At 34.8% G+C, this 16,900-nt stretch carries 14 protein-coding genes; 9 read left to right on the top strand and 5 right to left on the bottom strand.

The window, feature by feature from the left end; translation table 11 throughout:
• Window positions 1-73: 73 nt before the first annotated feature.
• A complete protein-coding gene (locus LNP22_RS06465) occupies window positions 74-4,333 on the bottom strand; it encodes a leucine-rich repeat protein (protein ID WP_229975838.1) in 4,260 nt (1,419 codons plus the stop codon).
• Window positions 4,334-4,606: 273 nt separating this feature from the next.
• Entirely contained in the window at window positions 4,607-5,683 is a 1,077-nt protein-coding gene (locus LNP22_RS06460; RefSeq protein ID WP_229975837.1) for a helix-turn-helix domain-containing protein, read from the bottom strand.
• A gap of 964 nt (window positions 5,684-6,647) precedes the next feature.
• Here LNP22_RS06460 and leuC point away from each other — a divergent pair.
• The 6 genes from leuC to LNP22_RS06425 all read left to right on the top strand — a co-directional run bounded on the left by leuC (window position 6,648) and on the right by LNP22_RS06425 (window position 12,457).
• The gene (gene leuC / locus LNP22_RS06450) at window positions 6,648-8,042 is read left to right on the top strand and encodes a 3-isopropylmalate dehydratase large subunit (RefSeq protein ID WP_229975836.1); all 1,395 of its coding nucleotides are present in this window, start codon (window positions 6,648-6,650) and stop codon (window positions 8,040-8,042) included.
• 164 nt (window positions 8,043-8,206) lie between these two features.
• Entirely contained in the window at window positions 8,207-8,803 is a 597-nt protein-coding gene (leuD, locus tag LNP22_RS06445) for a 3-isopropylmalate dehydratase small subunit (protein WP_210666726.1), read from the top strand.
• 92 nt (window positions 8,804-8,895) lie between these two features.
• Window positions 8,896-9,411, top strand: a complete 516-nt coding sequence (locus LNP22_RS06440) for a GNAT family N-acetyltransferase (RefSeq protein ID WP_229975835.1) — start codon at window positions 8,896-8,898, stop codon at window positions 9,409-9,411.
• A 33-nt stretch (window positions 9,412-9,444) separates the two neighbouring features.
• A complete protein-coding gene (locus tag LNP22_RS06435; RefSeq protein WP_229975834.1) occupies window positions 9,445-10,965 on the top strand; it encodes an alpha-isopropylmalate synthase regulatory domain-containing protein in 1,521 nt (506 codons plus the stop codon).
• 168 nt (window positions 10,966-11,133) lie between these two features.
• Window positions 11,134-12,195, top strand: coding sequence for a 3-isopropylmalate dehydrogenase (gene leuB, locus LNP22_RS06430; protein WP_229975833.1), 1,062 nt, complete (start codon window positions 11,134-11,136; stop codon window positions 12,193-12,195).
• A gap of 58 nt (window positions 12,196-12,253) precedes the next feature.
• The gene (locus LNP22_RS06425; protein ID WP_229975832.1) at window positions 12,254-12,457 is read left to right on the top strand and encodes a hypothetical protein; all 204 of its coding nucleotides are present in this window, start codon (window positions 12,254-12,256) and stop codon (window positions 12,455-12,457) included.
• A gap of 59 nt (window positions 12,458-12,516) precedes the next feature.
• On the opposite strand, the gene rbp is transcribed toward LNP22_RS06425, so the two are convergent.
• Window positions 12,517-12,876, bottom strand: a complete 360-nt coding sequence (gene rbp / locus LNP22_RS06420) for an RNA-binding regulator (RefSeq protein ID WP_210666721.1) — start codon at window positions 12,874-12,876, stop codon at window positions 12,517-12,519.
• 134 nt (window positions 12,877-13,010) lie between these two features.
• Entirely contained in the window at window positions 13,011-13,496 is a 486-nt protein-coding gene (locus LNP22_RS06415; protein ID WP_229975831.1) for a DUF6252 domain-containing protein, read from the bottom strand.
• 207 nt (window positions 13,497-13,703) lie between these two features.
• Here LNP22_RS06415 and LNP22_RS06410 point away from each other — a divergent pair, with 207 nt between their 5' ends.
• The 3 genes from LNP22_RS06410 (at window position 13,704) to LNP22_RS06400 (ending at window position 15,605) form a co-directional block, all read left to right on the top strand.
• Window positions 13,704-14,276, top strand: coding sequence for a 30S ribosomal protein S16 (locus LNP22_RS06410; protein WP_229975830.1), 573 nt, complete (start codon window positions 13,704-13,706; stop codon window positions 14,274-14,276).
• Between the two features lie 15 nt (window positions 14,277-14,291).
• Window positions 14,292-14,816, top strand: coding sequence for a ribosome maturation factor RimM (gene rimM / locus LNP22_RS06405; RefSeq protein WP_210666718.1), 525 nt, complete (start codon window positions 14,292-14,294; stop codon window positions 14,814-14,816).
• Between the two features lie 126 nt (window positions 14,817-14,942).
• Entirely contained in the window at window positions 14,943-15,605 is a 663-nt protein-coding gene (locus LNP22_RS06400; RefSeq protein ID WP_229975829.1) for a tRNA1(Val) (adenine(37)-N6)-methyltransferase, read from the top strand.
• A 2-nt stretch (window positions 15,606-15,607) separates the two neighbouring features.
• Here the strand turns inward: LNP22_RS06400 and LNP22_RS06395 are convergent, their stop codons facing one another.
• Window positions 15,608-16,900, bottom strand: coding sequence for an HlyD family secretion protein (locus LNP22_RS06395; protein WP_229975828.1), 1,293 nt, complete (start codon window positions 16,898-16,900; stop codon window positions 15,608-15,610).

Genomic DNA, 16,900 nt, shown 5'->3' with positions numbered 1-16,900 from the left:
ATGTATGTTATTTTCATTTGAATAATTCATCCTCTCTTTGTTTAAAAAAGAGGATTTCATATCCATAAATTAGTTAGTTTCTTACTAAAAGATTTTTCGTGAACATCTTACCATTAGATAAAGTTAGTTTCACAATATAAATACCCTCTGCGCTTGGTGCAATCATATCCATTGTGCTTTCATTAACAACTTTGTCTGTCATTAATGACCCAAGTATGTTGAATACCGTAACGCGAGCATTTTGCATTTTAGCAGCCTCTATATTGGTAATTAATTGGTAACTTGAATTACTTCGTACTGGATTTGGAGCAATATTCATGGTTTCTACTACTCCATTAGATGTTAAAACTAATGGACAAGTTCTTATTACTGTTCCATCTTTCTTTGTTGCAACTGCATAGTAAGAACCATTTAAAGCACCCGTTTCTTTGAAATATTGTGCTGTTTGACCAGCAACTACTAGTCCGTTTTTATACCATGTATAAGCCACGAATTCATTTGAGCTATTGTCAAAGAAAATAATATTATCAAATTGTTTTCTAATCAAATTTGGCTGGCTATTTACAATTGGTAGTACAATACTTGATGCTGCATTGTAATTATTATCTCCTAATTGAGAAGCTGTAATCGCCACTGAACCAGGATTTACAAACACCAATTCGTTATTTACAATTGTTGCCACATTGCTATTCGAAGATGAAAAACTGATTCCTAAACCACTAGTAGAAGTCGCAGTCAACGCTATTGAAGCTGAGCTACCACAATCTGAAACTAAGGTTTGATTCCAAGTAATTACTTGATCCGCTTTAGTGATAGAATAGTTGGCAGGCACAAATGTAACCGCATAATTATCTCCAGCACTTAATGTTCCTTGTTCAATTGCATAAGTACCCACATTATCACCTGTTGCTCTTGACAAAGTTCCTGTGAAAGCGTCTGTTCCTAACAGACTTGGCGAAACTGAATACGTTAAAGGAACATCTGTTGTTCCATATACTTTAGTTTTTGCAGCTGCAGTTACGTTGATGGCTTTAGGAGTAATTGTAAAACTAGTAGAACCAGCTACTGTCAGTTCATAATTTGGTCCTGCAGATAAATCTCCTGTAGTGTAAGTATAAGTTCCAGCGTTATTATTTGCTGCGCGACCTAAACTTCCTGTAAAACTATTTCCTGCAAGCAAAACCTCACTTGAAGTATACATGAAAACAGGATCTTGAGCACCGTACTCTTTAGATTGTCCAGCAGTTGCTGTTATAGTAATTGGTTTTGCAGTAATAGCAAAATCTTTAGCTACATAAGTAATTGTATAATTCGAACCTGCACTTAAATTATTTTGTTCAATTGCATAAGTACTCACATTCTCACCTGTAACTCTTGACAAAGATCCTGTGAAAACATCTGTTCCTACCAGACTTGGCGAAACTGAATACGTTAAAGTAGGATCTGCTGCACCATATAATTTTGTTTGCCCTTCAGCTGCAGTCACAGTAATTTCCTTTTTTGAAATGGTAAGTGTAACCGTTTTACTTCCTTGATTGTAATTTGAATCTGAAGCAACAGTCGCTTTTAATATTACAGTTCCAATATTACCTACTGTTACCGAAGTATTATTTGTTCCTGAAAGTATTGCACTACCTGTTCCACCGGAGATAATTTCATAACTTATAAGTCCCGTTGAATTTGAAGTAGCTGCTAAATCAAATTCAGCATCTCCATAGGTTTTGCTAAAATCAGCAAAAGTAACTGCAGGAGTTAGTTTCAATTCTGTAGAAAACGCCCAAATAGATTTGTTTGCAATTCCTGAAAAATTGTTACTAGCAGCATTTTTAAATGCCGGTTCATCTATTACTACATAATAGGTTTTAGATCTCAGTAGATCTAATGAAGGATTAATGGTTACTAAGGCACCCTCAATGATTACATTTGACGAAGTTACTTCTATAGTTTCAAAAACGCTATCATCCGCAGCATCATAGATCGTGATATTTCCTGATCCTTTAAATACATTTTCATTAAACGTTAGTTTTAAATCACTATTTATAACAACAGAAGTCGCACTGTTAGCTGGTAAAAGTGTATTCACAATTGGTTGGAAATCTACAATTACCGCTGCACGATTACTTAATCCATTATATTGAAATACTTCTGATGTAGTTGTTCTAAAAGTGGCGCCTGTTTCATTGACAGCTAATTTAGTAGTACCTCCATAAAGGGACTTGGTTATAACATTTAAGTTAACATCTACTTCTCTAATAGAGGAATCATCTACAACATATAGCGTTTGTGTAGTAGCATTAAAAGCAATATCTGTAATGTTTTTAAATTGAGCAGTTGTAGCAGTGCCATCAACTTTACCACTACCACTAACACCTATCGTAGTAACCGTATTATTTGATAAGTTAATACGTCTTAAGTAATGAGTATTTGTTAGATTAACAACATGGGAATATAATATATTATTTGCTTCATCAATAGCAACAGCTCTTGGTCTATAGTCTCCAGCATTGGGAACTGTAGTTACAACTCCTGTTGTTTCAGAAACTTTATCAACACGACTTGCGTCTGTATTTGCTACGTATAAATTACCAAAACCATCATTGACTATTCCTCCACCAAAATTAGAGAAACCAGTTGCAAGTGTTGTAACTACTGCATCAGGTAAACTTACTTTTTTTATCGCAGATATTTCTGCTACATATATATTACCATCACTACCCATTGTCAGGTGACTACCATTTAAAAATCTAGCACCTGTTCCTGTACCATTTATACTAGCATTTACACCCTCATTACCTGCCAAAATAGTAACACTATCATCTAATGCTATTTTTTTTATCACATTATTAGAGAAAACATATATGTTTCCTGCACTGTCGACTGTTAGGTCAGATATGTTAGAAAAACCCGTGAATTTTTTTTCATATTCTTGTGATACATAATACGTTCCTGCACTTAACAAGTCCGAGCTATTTAAAACATTATCTCCAGTTTCTGCTGTAAACCACAACGCTTTACCGGCTATAGATGTACTGCTTACTAGACTTGCAACTGTACTACCCGTTGCCACATATTGCTTTGCATCAGAAATACGCTTTACGGCAATAGCAATTCGTTCTGTACTTTCTATTCCATTTAAAGTTTGACTTGCATAATATTTTGTATTATCTACAAGAACAGTCGTGTTTTCTAACAAATTACCATTTTTTGCAGCATCATACCAAAGTATATCTGTACCATCTATTTGTAAGTCACCTATTGTCTTATCATCTCCAGCATAAACTTGGGTAGTATAACTAGTACTTGGTACTGCTGTAGCTGGAAGAACATCTGTAATTGTTGTAAAATCTTGCCAAACTGAGGCATTTTGGTACGCAGTAACGCTTGCGGTAGGAACTATTAAAATACAAGTATCAAAATCTATATTACTAAAAGTATTTGGTGGAATTGTTATAGGCAATGCTATATTACTTCTTATAACCTCTAAATTCCTACAGGTAGCAAAAGCAAAATTTCCGATCGAGGTCACGCTATTAGGAATAGTAATGGCTTTCAAATCCTCACACCTTGAAAATGCAGCATAACCAATGGAGCTCACTGAAGCAGGTATCGTTACTGATTTAACTCCTGACGAAGAAAATGCATAATCTCCAATAGCCGTAATATTCGAAGGAATAGTTATTTCTCTTAAACTACTACAATAGCTAAAAGTAGAAGCTCCAATTTCAGTCATATTTGCACCAATAGTTACAGAGCTCAGCACTTCGCAAAATTCAAATATATTACTTCCAACCGTTGTTACTGAATTAGGAAAAGTAAAAGACGTCAAACTATAACAACTACTAAATGCGTAATCGCCAATTGAAATAACAGAATCAATATTTGTTACTGTCTCTAAAGAACGACAACCACTAAAAACACCATTTCCAATTACTGTGACACTTGACCCTAAGCTTACAGTAGTTAAGGCTGTATCAGCAAATGCATATTCTCTAATAGAAGTAACATTTACACCCATTGTTATACTAGCTAAATTAGAAGCTTCTGCAAATGAATAACCTCCTATTGAAGTCACCGTACTTGGAAAACTAATAGACGTCAAACCAATACAACTTCTAAAGGCTTCATCTCCAATAGAAGTCACCGTATAATTGGTACTACCGTCGCTTACCATTGAAGGCAGCAACAAATCTCCTGTATAACAGGAACCGCTTGAAACGGTTACTTCTGTTGTTGACGGAATAACTGTGTAATTAATTCCATCTACAGCAAAAGTCTGCGCTGAGGCGAAACTGACGCATAAAATAGCTAAAATTAAAAGTAATTTTTGTTTCATAAATATTTTTATTTGAGTTAGTTGTACATGCAATAACTATTGCAGGAGCAAAATTATTAACTCCAAAAACATTCGATTAGCCCATTCGGACAAATCGATATCCCATTCGGACATTTTAAGTCGTTTTTTAGAAGCAAAATCTCTGTTTGTAAGTATATACGTCAAGATGATGCAGTTTTAAAAAAATAAAAACTTCACACACCAAATTTTTTAAAAGTCAGATGAATTTCTTTAATTCGAACACCAAATAGTTCTTAAAACTTAAGTAGTAGTTTAATTCACTTCAGTATCGGGATGCAATTCCGAAGGAAGTTTTCCGTATTTTTTTTTGAAAGCAGCACTAAACTTGCTGTGACTTTCATAACCTACTTCCTGAGCAATGTATTTAATTTGCATGTTCGTGTTAAGAAGTAATTGCAATGCCAGTTCCATTTTTTTCTCAATATTGTATTGAAGAATGGACGTTCCGTAGACCGATTTGAAATCCATTTTTAATTTTGATGGAGACATGCTTAAATTTTGAGAAAGTACCTCTATGCCAATGAAGGGTTTGGATAAATTTATAGAGACTAAACGCTCACATCTTGATATTTTTTTATAATCTATAGCGCCTTTATTTAGATACTCTTCTTTACGTGAATCGATAAGTGCATTTTTAAAAAACCCCGATATTAAACTAAAAGTTTGCGCTTTTAAAAGTGTTTCATTAAAAATATCATCGTTAAATGTTTTAACTGTATGCAAAATTTCATGAGATAATCGCTCACCATCTGGCACTATATCCTGATAAGAGATAAAACCTTTGTCCGAATTCAAAAACTTTTTAAAAGGAACAGCATCATCCAGTCTTTCAAAAGGAACATTCTTTTTTATCCAATCCGGGCTGATATAATAAATATAAAATTGACACTTTGAACCTTTGTAAAAACAAGCACCTACATCAGTACCTGGTTTTTTGAACCCCCAAAATTTATTATGAAAAGGCATTTTATCAATAAAAACATTTTGAATCTTTACATCGCTCTCATAAACGGTAAATGTGATCGAATAATGTTCGCTGGGAATATCTTTGGCATAAGCCGATTTAATTACACTATCATGTTTAAATTGTATGTTCGTTATAGTAAGCCACAAACCCTCATCAATTTTTCGATAATGCATCTCTCCTTTGATAAAAGGATTATTTCGATAAACAACTTGTTCTTGAACATGATGCTTGCTTCCTGGAGACTTTATAGTACTCTCAATAAACAATTCAGGTGTATTCGCTAAATAGGGAAACTCAAAAAAACCGTCTTGGTAATACTTAAAGTTAGGCTTAATAAATTGGTACCATTTTGATAAATTCATCTTTTTAATTTATAAATCCTACGTAACTAAGCCTCCAATTACAGACACTCTTAACTAATTGCCTCTTAGAGAGACAATATCAACCACAATAAACAGGAATAAATTCGTTGCAAATTAACTAAAAAAATTAAGCTGTAAAACTGTTTTTCAAAAGTATGACACCAGATAGGTCCTTTTCAATAAAAAAGAATTCTCAGTAGAGATAGAATCCTTGTATAAGCGAGAAATTAAATTTCATTTTACCCTTACAAATTCAGTTATTCATTTTGAATCCTCTTTACGCCAAACTAATTGAAAAATCAAAAAACTTCCTGATTACCACCAACCTTTCGGTAATAGAAATAGCTTATCAATTGGTTTTTGAATATCCTCAGTCTTTCAGTAAACTCTTCAAAAAGAAAACAAACCTGACATTATTGCAATTTAAAAATTTATTTAATTAGTTTCCAAAATCACTTCATAGAAATCCTTACAAGCAAACGTATTTTAATCTCAAAACCTTAAATTTTCATAAAAATAGATCTCTTGGATGTCGTAGTATTTAAACCTTTTATTGAGTCTAAATAGTGGCTAAAAAAACTACTTGAAAGTATCAAAAATCGACAAAAGGATATGTTTCAAAAAAAATAAAAAACCAACAATTATTACTATTTTCATCCTATTTGTTACATATTTTTAAATAAATGTTTATATTTCATAATGGTTTTAAGATAAATTTGCAAGTTGTTAAAACAAAAAACAATCAGGCAAAATTGGAGCTGAAAAAGAAAAACAAAAGCAGACTTTATTTCATTTTTCTGCAAACATTGAACTTGCAAAAGCCAATTTGCAATTTGTATTTCAGTTTGGGTATCGTATATAATGAAATATTGAAATTGACGCCTTTGTATCTTTTTTTACTTTTGTTTTGCTATTATCAGGAATTGCTGTGGTTATAGAAATTACAATTAAAAAAAAATAAAAAATGAGTAAGACATTATTTGACAAAGTATGGGATTCGCATGTAGTACGTAAAATTGAAGATGGACCAGATGTGTTTTTTATTGACCGCCATTTCATTCACGAAGTTACAAGTCCCGTTGCTTTTTTAGGATTAAAAGCCAGAGGCGTGAAGGTTTTGTACCCAGAACGTACTTTTGCAACTGCCGATCACAATACCCCAACTATAAACCAACATTTGCCAGTTGAAGATGCTTTGTCTGCCAACCAACTTAAAGCTTTAGAGGATAATGCCGCAGAATATGGTATTTCGCACTGGGGATTAGGACATATTAAAAACGGAATTGTACACGTAGTTGGTCCTGAAAACGGAATTACTTTGCCAGGCGCTACTATTGTTTGCGGAGATTCTCACACGTCTACTCACGGTGCTTTTGGAGCGATTGCTTTTGGTATCGGGACTTCGGAGGTTGAAATGGTACTTTCTACACAATGTATCATGCAGCCAAAACCAAAAAAGATGCGTATTAACGTAAACGGTCAATTGAGTAAAGGTGTTGGGCCAAAAGACGTTGCACTTTATATTATTGCGCAACTCACTACTTCTGGAGGTACAGGTTATTTTGTTGAATATGCCGGAGATGTTTTCGAAAATATGACGATGGAAGGTCGTATGACCGTTTGTAACCTAAGTATCGAAATGGGTGCGCGTGGTGGTATGATCGCTCCTGACCAAAAAACTTTTGATTTCCTTAAAGGAAGATTATATGCCCCTAAAGGCGAAGCTTGGACAAAAGCCGTTGAATACTGGAAAACTTTGAAAACCGATGCTGATGCTCTTTTTGATGCAGAATTAAACATCAATGCTGCCGACATTGAACCAATGATTACGTACGGTACAAACCCTGGAATGGGAATTGGCATCACCAAACATATCCCGAATGCCAACCAAGTTGAAGGCGGGGAAGAAACATACAAAAAATCCTTGGCTTACATGGGCTTTGAAGAAGACGATGTAATGATAGGAAAATCAATTGATTATGTTTTCTTAGGAAGCTGTACAAACGGACGTATTGAAGATTTTAGGGCTTTCGCCGAAATTGTAAAAGGAAGAAAAAAAGCAGATAATGTTACCGCTTGGTTAGTTCCGGGTTCTCACGTTGTTGAAGCTCAGATTAAAGAAGAAGGTATTTTGGATATTTTGACAGACGCTGGTTTTGTATTGCGTCAGCCGGGTTGCTCTGCTTGTTTGGCAATGAACGATGATAAAGTTCCAGCCGGAAAATATGCAGTAAGTACATCCAACAGAAACTTTGAAGGCCGTCAAGGTCCTGGTTCAAGAACTTTGTTAGCAAGTCCAATTATGGCTGCTGCAGCTGCGGTTACAGGAAAATTAACAGACCCGCGCGAGTTATTTTAGATTGGAGAGTTTAGATTTTAGATTTTCACTTTGTATAATCTTCTATCTAAATATTTTCAAACAAAAATTAATTTACATTATTTAATACAAAACATTTTAGCGTTTAGAATTCATCCAAACCAGAAAAAAATCTAAAATCTAAAATTAAAAAATCTAAAATTAAAATGGCATACGATAAATTTAATATATTGACCAGCAGCGCAGTGCCGTTGCCTATTGAGAACGTAGATACAGATCAAATCATCCCGGCTCGTTTCCTGAAAGCTACAAAACGTGAAGGTTTTGGAGACAATCTTTTTAGAGACTGGCGATACAACGGAGATGATACTCCAAAAGCTGATTTTGTTTTAAACGATTCAACTTACAGCGGCAAAATTTTGGTTGGAGGAAAAAACTTCGGTTCAGGATCTTCCAGAGAACACGCTGCGTGGGCAGTTTACGATTACGGCTTTAGAGCTGTCGTTTCAAGTTTCTTTGCAGACATCTTTAAAGGAAACTGTCTGAATATTGGCGTTTTACCCGTTCAGGTAAGCCCGGAATTTGCTGAGATAATCTTTAAAGCAATCGAGGCCAATCCTAAAACAGAACTGGAAATTAACTTGCCCAACCAAACCATTACTTTATTAGCAACTGGCCAACAAGAGTCTTTCGCCATTAACGGATACAAAAAAAATAACATGATTAATGGCTTCGATGACATTGATTATTTGCAAAATATTAAAGAAGATATTGTGGCTTTCGCCGATAAACTTCCGTACTAAAAAATCTTGTTCGATCTATTAGACCCGACAGGTTTTTAAAACTTGTCGGGTCTTTATAAATTAAACTCTTAGGAGAACAAAATAAAAATAACATGATTTTTAAACCGAGTACCAAAGAAGATATTGACGCAATTTTTGAGTTTTATGATTTGGCGATTGAATTTCAAAAAACAAAATTTAATAAACATTGGAAAGGTTTTGATCGAAAATTAATCGAAAAAGAAATTGCCGAAGAAAGACAATGGAAAATTTTAATTAATGATGAAATCGCTGGCATTTTTGCTATCACTTTTGAAGATGAAAGCATTTGGAAAGAGAAAAACAAAGACAAAGCTGTTTATTTTCATCGTATTGTAACGCATCCGAAATTTAGAGGAAATCATTTTGTAAAGGAAATTATAAAGTGGGGATTACCTTTTGCAAAAGCAAAAAAATTAGACTATTTGAGAATGGATACATGGGGGGACAATGAGTCTTTAATTGAATATTATCAAAAATGTGGATTCGAATTTTTAGGCATCGTCACGCCGGATTATTCGGGATTACCCAAACATTATGAAGGAATTACACTGAGTTTATTTGAAATAAAAGTGCAACATCAACTATAATTTTACTTTTAAAAAGGAATTTAGAAAAGGAATATGGAAAAAAGAAAAATTGAAATAATGGATACTACACTCCGCGATGGCGAACAAACTTCGGGAGTATCATTTTCTGCTGCAGAGAAATTGACCATTGCACAATTGTTGTTGGAGGAATTAAATATCGATAGAATTGAAATTGCTTCAGCGCGCGTGAGCGAAGGGGAATTTGAAGCTGTAAAAGGCATCACTTCCTGGGCAACCGAGAGAGGATATATCGATCGTATCGAAGTGCTTTCGTTTGTAGATGGTGGCGTTTCGATCGAGTGGATGAAAAAAGCAGGTGCCAAAGTGCAAAATTTATTGACCAAAGGCTCCATGAATCATCTGACCCATCAATTAAAAAAAACACCGGAACAACACTTTTCTGAAATTGCTGAAATTATCGCTTTAGCCAAAGCAAACCATATCGAAACTAATGTTTATCTGGAAGATTGGAGCAACGGAATGCGAAATTCTCCTGAATATGTTTTTCAGTTTCTGGACTTTTTAGCAACTCAGCCTGTAAAAAGAATTTTGCTTCCTGATACTTTGGGCGTTTTAATTCCGTCTCAGGCTTTCGAATTTATTTCTGCTATACGTGTAAAATATCCTCAAATTCATTTTGATTTTCATGCGCACAACGATTACGATTTAAGTATTGCCAATGTTATGGAAGCTGTAAAAGCAGGTATAAACGGTCTTCATGTAACGGTAAACGGCATGGGAGAACGCGCAGGGAATGCGCCACTAGAAAGTACTGTTGCTGTAATAAATGATTATTTGCCCGAAGTTAGCATTAATATTAAGGAAACCTCTTTATACACCGTAAGCAAATTAGTAGAGACTTTTACAGGTTATAGAATTCCGGCTAACAAACCTATTGTAGGCGACAATGTTTTTACTCAAACTGCTGGTATTCACGCAGATGGTGACAATAAAAATAATTTATATTTTAATGATTTGCTTCCGGAACGCTTTGGAAGAAAACGAAAATATGCTTTAGGAAAAACTTCAGGAAAAGCCAATATCGAAAAGAATCTGCAGGAATTAGGTTTAAAATTAAATCAAGAAGACTTAAAATTGGTTACCCAAAGAATTATAGAATTGGGTGATAAAAAAGAAACCGTTACCAAAGAAGATCTTCCGTACATTATTTCAGATGTTTTGGATAGTCATACTTATGAAGAGAAAATAAAAATCGAATCGTATGTGTTAATGCATTCAAAAGGAATGCGTCCCTCAACAACATTAAGCTTAAATCTGGACGGAGAAATCATCGAAGAACACGCTCAGGGCGATGGACAATTTGATGCTTTTATGAATGCATTGTCAAAAATTTATAAAAGTAAAAAATTATCGCTTCCAAAATTGATTGATTATGCAGTGAGAATTCCACCTGGAAGTAGTTCTGATGCCTTGTGCGAAACTATAATTACGTGGGTAAACAACGGAAAAGAATTTAAAACCCGCGGATTAGACTCCGATCAAACCGTTGCAGCGATCATTGCGACTCAAAAAATGTTGAATGTGATTCCGTAAGGTTCTAAGTTACTAAGATTCTAAGCTTCTGAGAGAAAAAATTTAGAATCTTAGCGACTCAAACCTCAGAAACTTAAAACCTAAAAAACAATTATAAATAAAAGTTCTGACTCACTAAGAAAAAAACTCTGAAACTTAGAAACTCTGAAACTTAGAAACTTAAAAAAAATGAAATTTAACATAGCCCTTTTAGCAGGAGACGGAATTGGTCCTGAGGTAATAAATGAAGCTGTAAAAGTATCTGATGCTATTGCAAAAAAATTCAACCATGAAATAACGTGGACACCCGCTCTTACAGGAGCTTGTGCTATTGATGCCGTTGGAGTTCCTTATCCCGATGAAACCCACGAAATATGCATGAAAGCAGATGCCGTTTTGTTTGGAGCAATCGGACATCCAAAATACGATAACGATCCTAGCGCACCCGTGCGTCCTGAACAAGGATTATTGTTAATGCGTAAAAAATTAGGTTTGTTTGCCAACGTACGCCCTACTTTCACTTTTCCTTCTTTAATTGATAATTCTCCTTTAAAAAGAGAAAGAATCGAAGGAACTGATTTGGTTTTCTTAAGAGAATTAACAGGCGGAATTTACTTTGGAGAAAAAGGCAGAAAAGACGGCGGAGAAACTGCTTTTGATAATTGTGTATATACCAGAGCCGAAGTACAACGTCTGGCAAAAAAAGGTTTCGAATTAGCCATGACTCGTAGCAAAAAACTGTGTTGTGTTGATAAAGCCAATGTTTTAGAAACTTCACGTTTATGGAGAGAAACTGTTCAGGCCATGGAAAAAGATTATCCTGAAGTTACAGTTTCCTATGAATTTGTAGATGCTGTAGCCATGCGCTTGGTTCAATGGCCAAACTCTTATGACGTATTGATCACTGAGAATTTATTCGGAGATATTTTAACAGATGAAGCTTCGGTAATTTCAGGTTCTATGGGTTTAATGCCTTCTGCTTCTGTGGGAGAACACACTTCATTATACGAGCCAATACACGGGTCGTACCCGCAAGCAACAGGATTGAATATCGCAAATCCTTTGGCGACCATTTTATCAGCTGCGATGATGTTTGAAGATGCTTTTGGTTTAAAAGACGAGGCTGAAGCCATTAGAGCAGTCGTTAATAAATCGCTTGAACAAGGCATTGTTACAGAAGATTTAGCTCCAAAAGGAACAAAAGCCTACAAGACCAGCGAAGTTGGAGACTGGCTTGTAGCGAATTTATAGTTTAATTTTGTTTCAGGTTTCAAGTTGTTGGAACCTGAAATCTGAAACAATTCATATTATGATAAAAATAAATTTAAAAATACAATTTTTACTTTTTGTGCTTTGCCTCTTTTTTATAGGCTTAGGCATAAATAATATTCTTACTGAAGGTTTTAAATCCGGCGTACATCTTTTCTATCAAATTTCGCCAGTAATGCCTTTTGTATTTTCAGCTATTCTTTTTGGTGCTAATATTTATTCGAAAAAAACTACAGAGAAATAATTATCATAAAAAAAGGGATTAACTTTCGTTGATCCCTTTTATATATTTAGAAAAAAATATTAATATCCTCCTCTGTTACCACCACGGTCATTTCCACCACGGTTGTTTCCTCCACCATAACCTCCGCGTGAATCTCCACCACGGCTGTTATTGTTAAAGCTTCTTCTTTCACCTTCTGGTTTCGGTTCAGATTTATTAACCACAATTGCGCGTCCTTGAACAGTAGCTCCGTTCAATTCGTCGATTGCTTTTTGAGCTTCATCATCGTTTGTCATTTCAACAAAACCAAATCCTTTACTTCTTCCAGTAAATTTATCAGTAATGATCTTAACTGAATCAACTGCTCCATAAGCCTCGAAAGACTCTCTTAAATCTGCTTCCTCAATACTGAATGGAAGGCTTCCAACAAAAATGTTCATATGTACTTATTTATAATAATATAGCAAATGTAATCTTATTTTTCTCTAATCTACTATATATTAGCTTATTTATGTTTTTATTTTGATTAAAAAAATGAGAATCCTCTAAAATCAGCCCCTAATAAATGAAATTATTACTTTTCTAAACTACTAAAAGTTAAGGGAATTTTATAAAAAACTCCTTCTGTAAAATTAATCGTGGATAGATCAACCTCTTCATTATCAGCATTTATTGCACTAAATCTAAAAGTGCCAGAAACCGTATTGGCTTCGCTATCATACTCTGTTATTACAATTTGTCCGCTACCTTTATTCACTCCGGTAGAAAAATCAGCAAGTTGCCCTTGCAGCGAATTTGAATAAGAAGCAGTAGAAAAATTATTGAGTCCCAACATATAAGTCTTCTCATTTGTAGAAGTGCTTCGCAAAGTCACTTTTTCGTAGCCTAATTGACCTACGATAATCAATCCTCCATCCTCATTTAAAAAAGCATTATAATTCTGAGCTCTCCAAAAAACATTATTTTTTAAAGTTTGAAAAGCAGGATTATTAAATTTTATCTCTTCTGTGCAAGAAGAAGACAAAATAACAAGAGATAACAAAAGCAAGTATTTTTTCATACCAATAATAATTAACTTAAAATGCAAAGCAAAAGTATTGTATTTCAGAGAAATGATTAAAAAAGAGCGTCCAAAACTATAAAAATACAGCAAAAAAACAAGTCCCGCATTTTTAATAGCGTTTTGAACGAAGATTTAAGAAAAAAATTATATCTTTGCGCCCTTAATTAACAGAGGTCGAGTACCTCAAAATTTAATCATACGATTATGTCAGTAAAAATTAGATTACAAAGACACGGTAAAAAACAAAAACCTTTTTACTGGGTTGTAGCTGCAGATGCACGCTCAAAAAGAGATGGTAAATACTTAGAGAAAATCGGTACTTACAATCCAAACACAAACCCTGCTACTATCGAATTGAATATCGATAGCGCTGTAAAATGGTTGCACAATGGTGCTCAACCTACTGATACTGCTAGAGCAATCCTTTCTTACAAAGGTGCGTTATTGAAACACCACCTTGATGGAGGTATCCGCAAAGGTGCTTTGACTCAAGAGCAAGCTGATGCTAAATTGGCTGCTTGGTTAGATGCTAAATCTGGAAAAGTTGACGCTAAAAAAGATGGTTTATCAAAAGCGCAAGCTGATGCTAAATCTAAAGCTTTTAAAGCAGAGCAAGAAGTTAATGCTAAGCGTTTAGCTGCTGCAGCTCAAGCTGAAGCTGATGCTATCGCTGCTGCAAATCCTGCAGTTGAAGAAGAAGTTACTGAAGTAGAAGCTGAAGCTGCTACTGAAGAAGCTCCTGCTGCTGAAGAAAATAACGAAACAACTGAAGCATAATTTTAGCCAGCGATAATGCGTAAAGAAGAATGTTTTTATTTAGGTAAAATCGCTAAAAAATTTAGTTTCAAAGGTGAAGTTCTGGCTTATTTAGACACAGACGAACCTGAGTTATACGAAAATCTGGAATCAGTGTTTGTTGAATGCAACAAACACTTGGTTCCTTTTTTTATTGAAAAAAGTTCTTTACACAAAAACGATTTTCTTAGAATTCGTTTTGAAGACATGAATACCGAAGAAGATGCAGATGCCATTATGGGTAACGCGATCTATCTCCCCCTTAATATGTTGCCAAAACTTTCCGGTAACAAATTTTATTTCCACGAAGTTATTGGTTTCGAAATAGAAGATCAGCGTTTAGGCGTTTTTGGAAAAATCGCTGCCGTAAACGACACTACCGCTCAACCTCTTTTTGAAGTTTTGAATGGTGAAGTCGAAATGCTTATCCCGATGATTGACCATTTTTTGGTAAAAATTGATCGAGACAATAAAAAGGTAATTATGAACCTTCCGGAAGGATTGGTGGAAATGTACCTTTAGAAGTTGATTTGTTTAATCGGTTAATTGTTTAATCGAAGAAAATCAAAAATCAACACTCGTTAATCTCAAATCTTAAATCTAGTGTTTCAATTCAAGCAATTTATCGTTAATCAAGATCGCTGTGCTATGAAAGTGGGTACCGATGGTGTCTTATTGGGCGCCTGGGCTCCTGTGCATCATCAGCCTTTTAGCGTTTTGGATATTGGTGCAGGAACTGGAATTATTGCTTTAATGATAGCTCAGCGAACGCATGCGGAACAAATTGATGCGCTTGAAATCGATGAAGAAGCTTATGAACAAGCTGTTGAAAATTTTGAAAACTCACCTTGGGGCGACCGATTATTTTGTTTTCATGCTGGTTTAGATGAATTTATAGCCGAACCAGAAGACGAATACGACTTAATTGTTTCGAATCCGCCTTTTTATTCTGAAGATTTTAAAACCGAAAACGAACAACGTGATTTGGCACGTTTTCAAGATGCAATGCCTTTTGAAGAGCTCGTAGAAGCCGCCGATTTATTGCTTTCTGAAAACGGAATTTTTGCTGTAATTCTACCCTTCAAAGAAGAAGAAAACTTTATCGCATTAGCCAAAGAATTCGAATTATATCCTTTAAAAATCACTCGTGTAAAAGGAAATTTGACTTCACCTGTCAAACGCAGTTTATTAGCTTTTGGCCGAGATGACATTCAAGAAATTGAAATCGACGAACTGACCATAGAAACCGAAAGACACATTTATACTCCCGAATATATTGAGCTAACGAAAGATTTTTATCTAAAAATGTAATCTTAAACCTGTTCAAAAACACTCTTGAACTGGTATAAAATTCGCTCTATTAATCGTAAATCTTCTGTAACAATCTCTGCGCTGCCCTTCATTTCCTGCTGAAAAATAATTTGTTTTTTATACGAAGTTTTCAAACCATTTGGCAAAGCTACATCAATCAATAAATTACCTTCTTTATCAGGAACCAAAGCAATGTTTTGAATTGTACCTTTTAAAACACCAAATTCTCTGTCCGGAAAATTGGCCAATCGTATGTTTACTTTTTGCCCCGATTTTATTTTTCCCGAATTCAAAGCTGGCGCTTTTACTTTTCCGACAAAACCGTTTCGGGCATCCGGAATAATAGAAAAAACATTATCGCCAACATTAATGGTCTGATTTTCGTTCCAGACCTGCAAAAAAGTAACCACTCCGTTAACTGATGATTGTAAGGTATAATTAAGCTCCCAATCCTTAATCACTTTTTTAAGCTGGTAGAAAGATTGTGTCATATTACGTCCTAAATTCACCTCTTCTCTTGTGCTGTTTATTTGCAAATTCTGACTAGATTTTGTATTGTCTATCAAAGAAGATTTTAGTTGCGAAATAGACGACAGCAGACTTTTGTAACTTTTTTGCGCCTGAAGGTAACTCAGCTTTTTTGCCTCCATTTCCTGAGTTGAAATAATGCCTTTATTGAACAAAGTCTCAAATCGTGTCACCTCATTTTTTTGCAGCTGCAATTCACTTTCGTTAATAATTTTTTGCTGCTGTAAAATCTCCAGGCGTTCTTTTATCTGAATGTTTTCAGAACTTTGCGCCCTGCTTTCTACTTCAAAAGGATGTAAATTATGATTTAATTCCTGTGCCTGATACTCCTTTTGAAAAACAGCATAAGCACTTTCTATCTCACCTAACTGAGTGTTTTTTAATAATAAAAAAGGAAAAGCGACTTTAGGATCATTAATATTATACTTTTCAATGATACTTTTCAGTAAAAAAACATCTTTATAATTGGCTGTATTTTCGATAATGGCCAAGGTAGTGTTTTTAGACACCACCGCTTTATTTTTGACTAAAATGGCTTCAATTCTACCCGAAGCTTTTGCTACAATTTTCTCCGGTGGAACGTTGGTTGTAATTGTAATCTCGGCAGTAACCACATCTGGATATTTTACAAACCAAGATATAAAAAACAACATCAGCAAGATACCCAATATCAGGACAGACCCCCAACGGATCATCCAATGCGGTACTTTGGTCAAAATATCCTGTACCTCTTCGCTTCTTAATTCAAATGTAGTGTCTTCGGTCAT

Origin of the sequence: Flavobacterium flavipigmentatum (assembly GCF_020911905.1) — a bacterium.
Taxonomy (GTDB): Bacteria; Bacteroidota; Bacteroidia; order Flavobacteriales; family Flavobacteriaceae; genus Flavobacterium; species Flavobacterium flavipigmentatum.
The sequence above is the reverse complement of the archived record's forward strand: the minus strand, read 5'-3'. Positions and strand labels throughout refer to the sequence as shown.

What these genes read in the sequence shown, in the direction of transcription:
- leuD (WP_210666726.1), top strand. Translation starts at nt 8,207, where the DNA reads ATGGCATACGATAAATTTAATATATTGACCAGCAGCGCAGTGCCGTTG.
- LNP22_RS06395 (WP_229975828.1), bottom strand. Translation starts at nt 16,900, where the DNA reads ATGACCGAAGACACTACATTTGAATTAAGAAGCGAAGAGGTACAGGAT.
- LNP22_RS06440 (WP_229975835.1), top strand. Translation starts at nt 8,896, where the DNA reads ATGATTTTTAAACCGAGTACCAAAGAAGATATTGACGCAATTTTTGAG.
- LNP22_RS06400 (WP_229975829.1), top strand. Translation starts at nt 14,943, where the DNA reads ATGAAAGTGGGTACCGATGGTGTCTTATTGGGCGCCTGGGCTCCTGTG.
- rimM (WP_210666718.1), top strand. Translation starts at nt 14,292, where the DNA reads ATGCGTAAAGAAGAATGTTTTTATTTAGGTAAAATCGCTAAAAAATTT.
- LNP22_RS06465 (WP_229975838.1), bottom strand. Translation starts at nt 4,333, where the DNA reads ATGAAACAAAAATTACTTTTAATTTTAGCTATTTTATGCGTCAGTTTC.
- LNP22_RS06435 (WP_229975834.1), top strand. Translation starts at nt 9,445, where the DNA reads ATGGAAAAAAGAAAAATTGAAATAATGGATACTACACTCCGCGATGGC.
- leuC (WP_229975836.1), top strand. Translation starts at nt 6,648, where the DNA reads ATGAGTAAGACATTATTTGACAAAGTATGGGATTCGCATGTAGTACGT.
- LNP22_RS06415 (WP_229975831.1), bottom strand. Translation starts at nt 13,496, where the DNA reads ATGAAAAAATACTTGCTTTTGTTATCTCTTGTTATTTTGTCTTCTTCT.
- LNP22_RS06460 (WP_229975837.1), bottom strand. Translation starts at nt 5,683, where the DNA reads ATGAATTTATCAAAATGGTACCAATTTATTAAGCCTAACTTTAAGTAT.
- rbp (WP_210666721.1), bottom strand. Translation starts at nt 12,876, where the DNA reads ATGAACATTTTTGTTGGAAGCCTTCCATTCAGTATTGAGGAAGCAGAT.
- LNP22_RS06410 (WP_229975830.1), top strand. Translation starts at nt 13,704, where the DNA reads ATGTCAGTAAAAATTAGATTACAAAGACACGGTAAAAAACAAAAACCT.
- leuB (WP_229975833.1), top strand. Translation starts at nt 11,134, where the DNA reads ATGAAATTTAACATAGCCCTTTTAGCAGGAGACGGAATTGGTCCTGAG.
- LNP22_RS06425 (WP_229975832.1), top strand. Translation starts at nt 12,254, where the DNA reads ATGATAAAAATAAATTTAAAAATACAATTTTTACTTTTTGTGCTTTGC.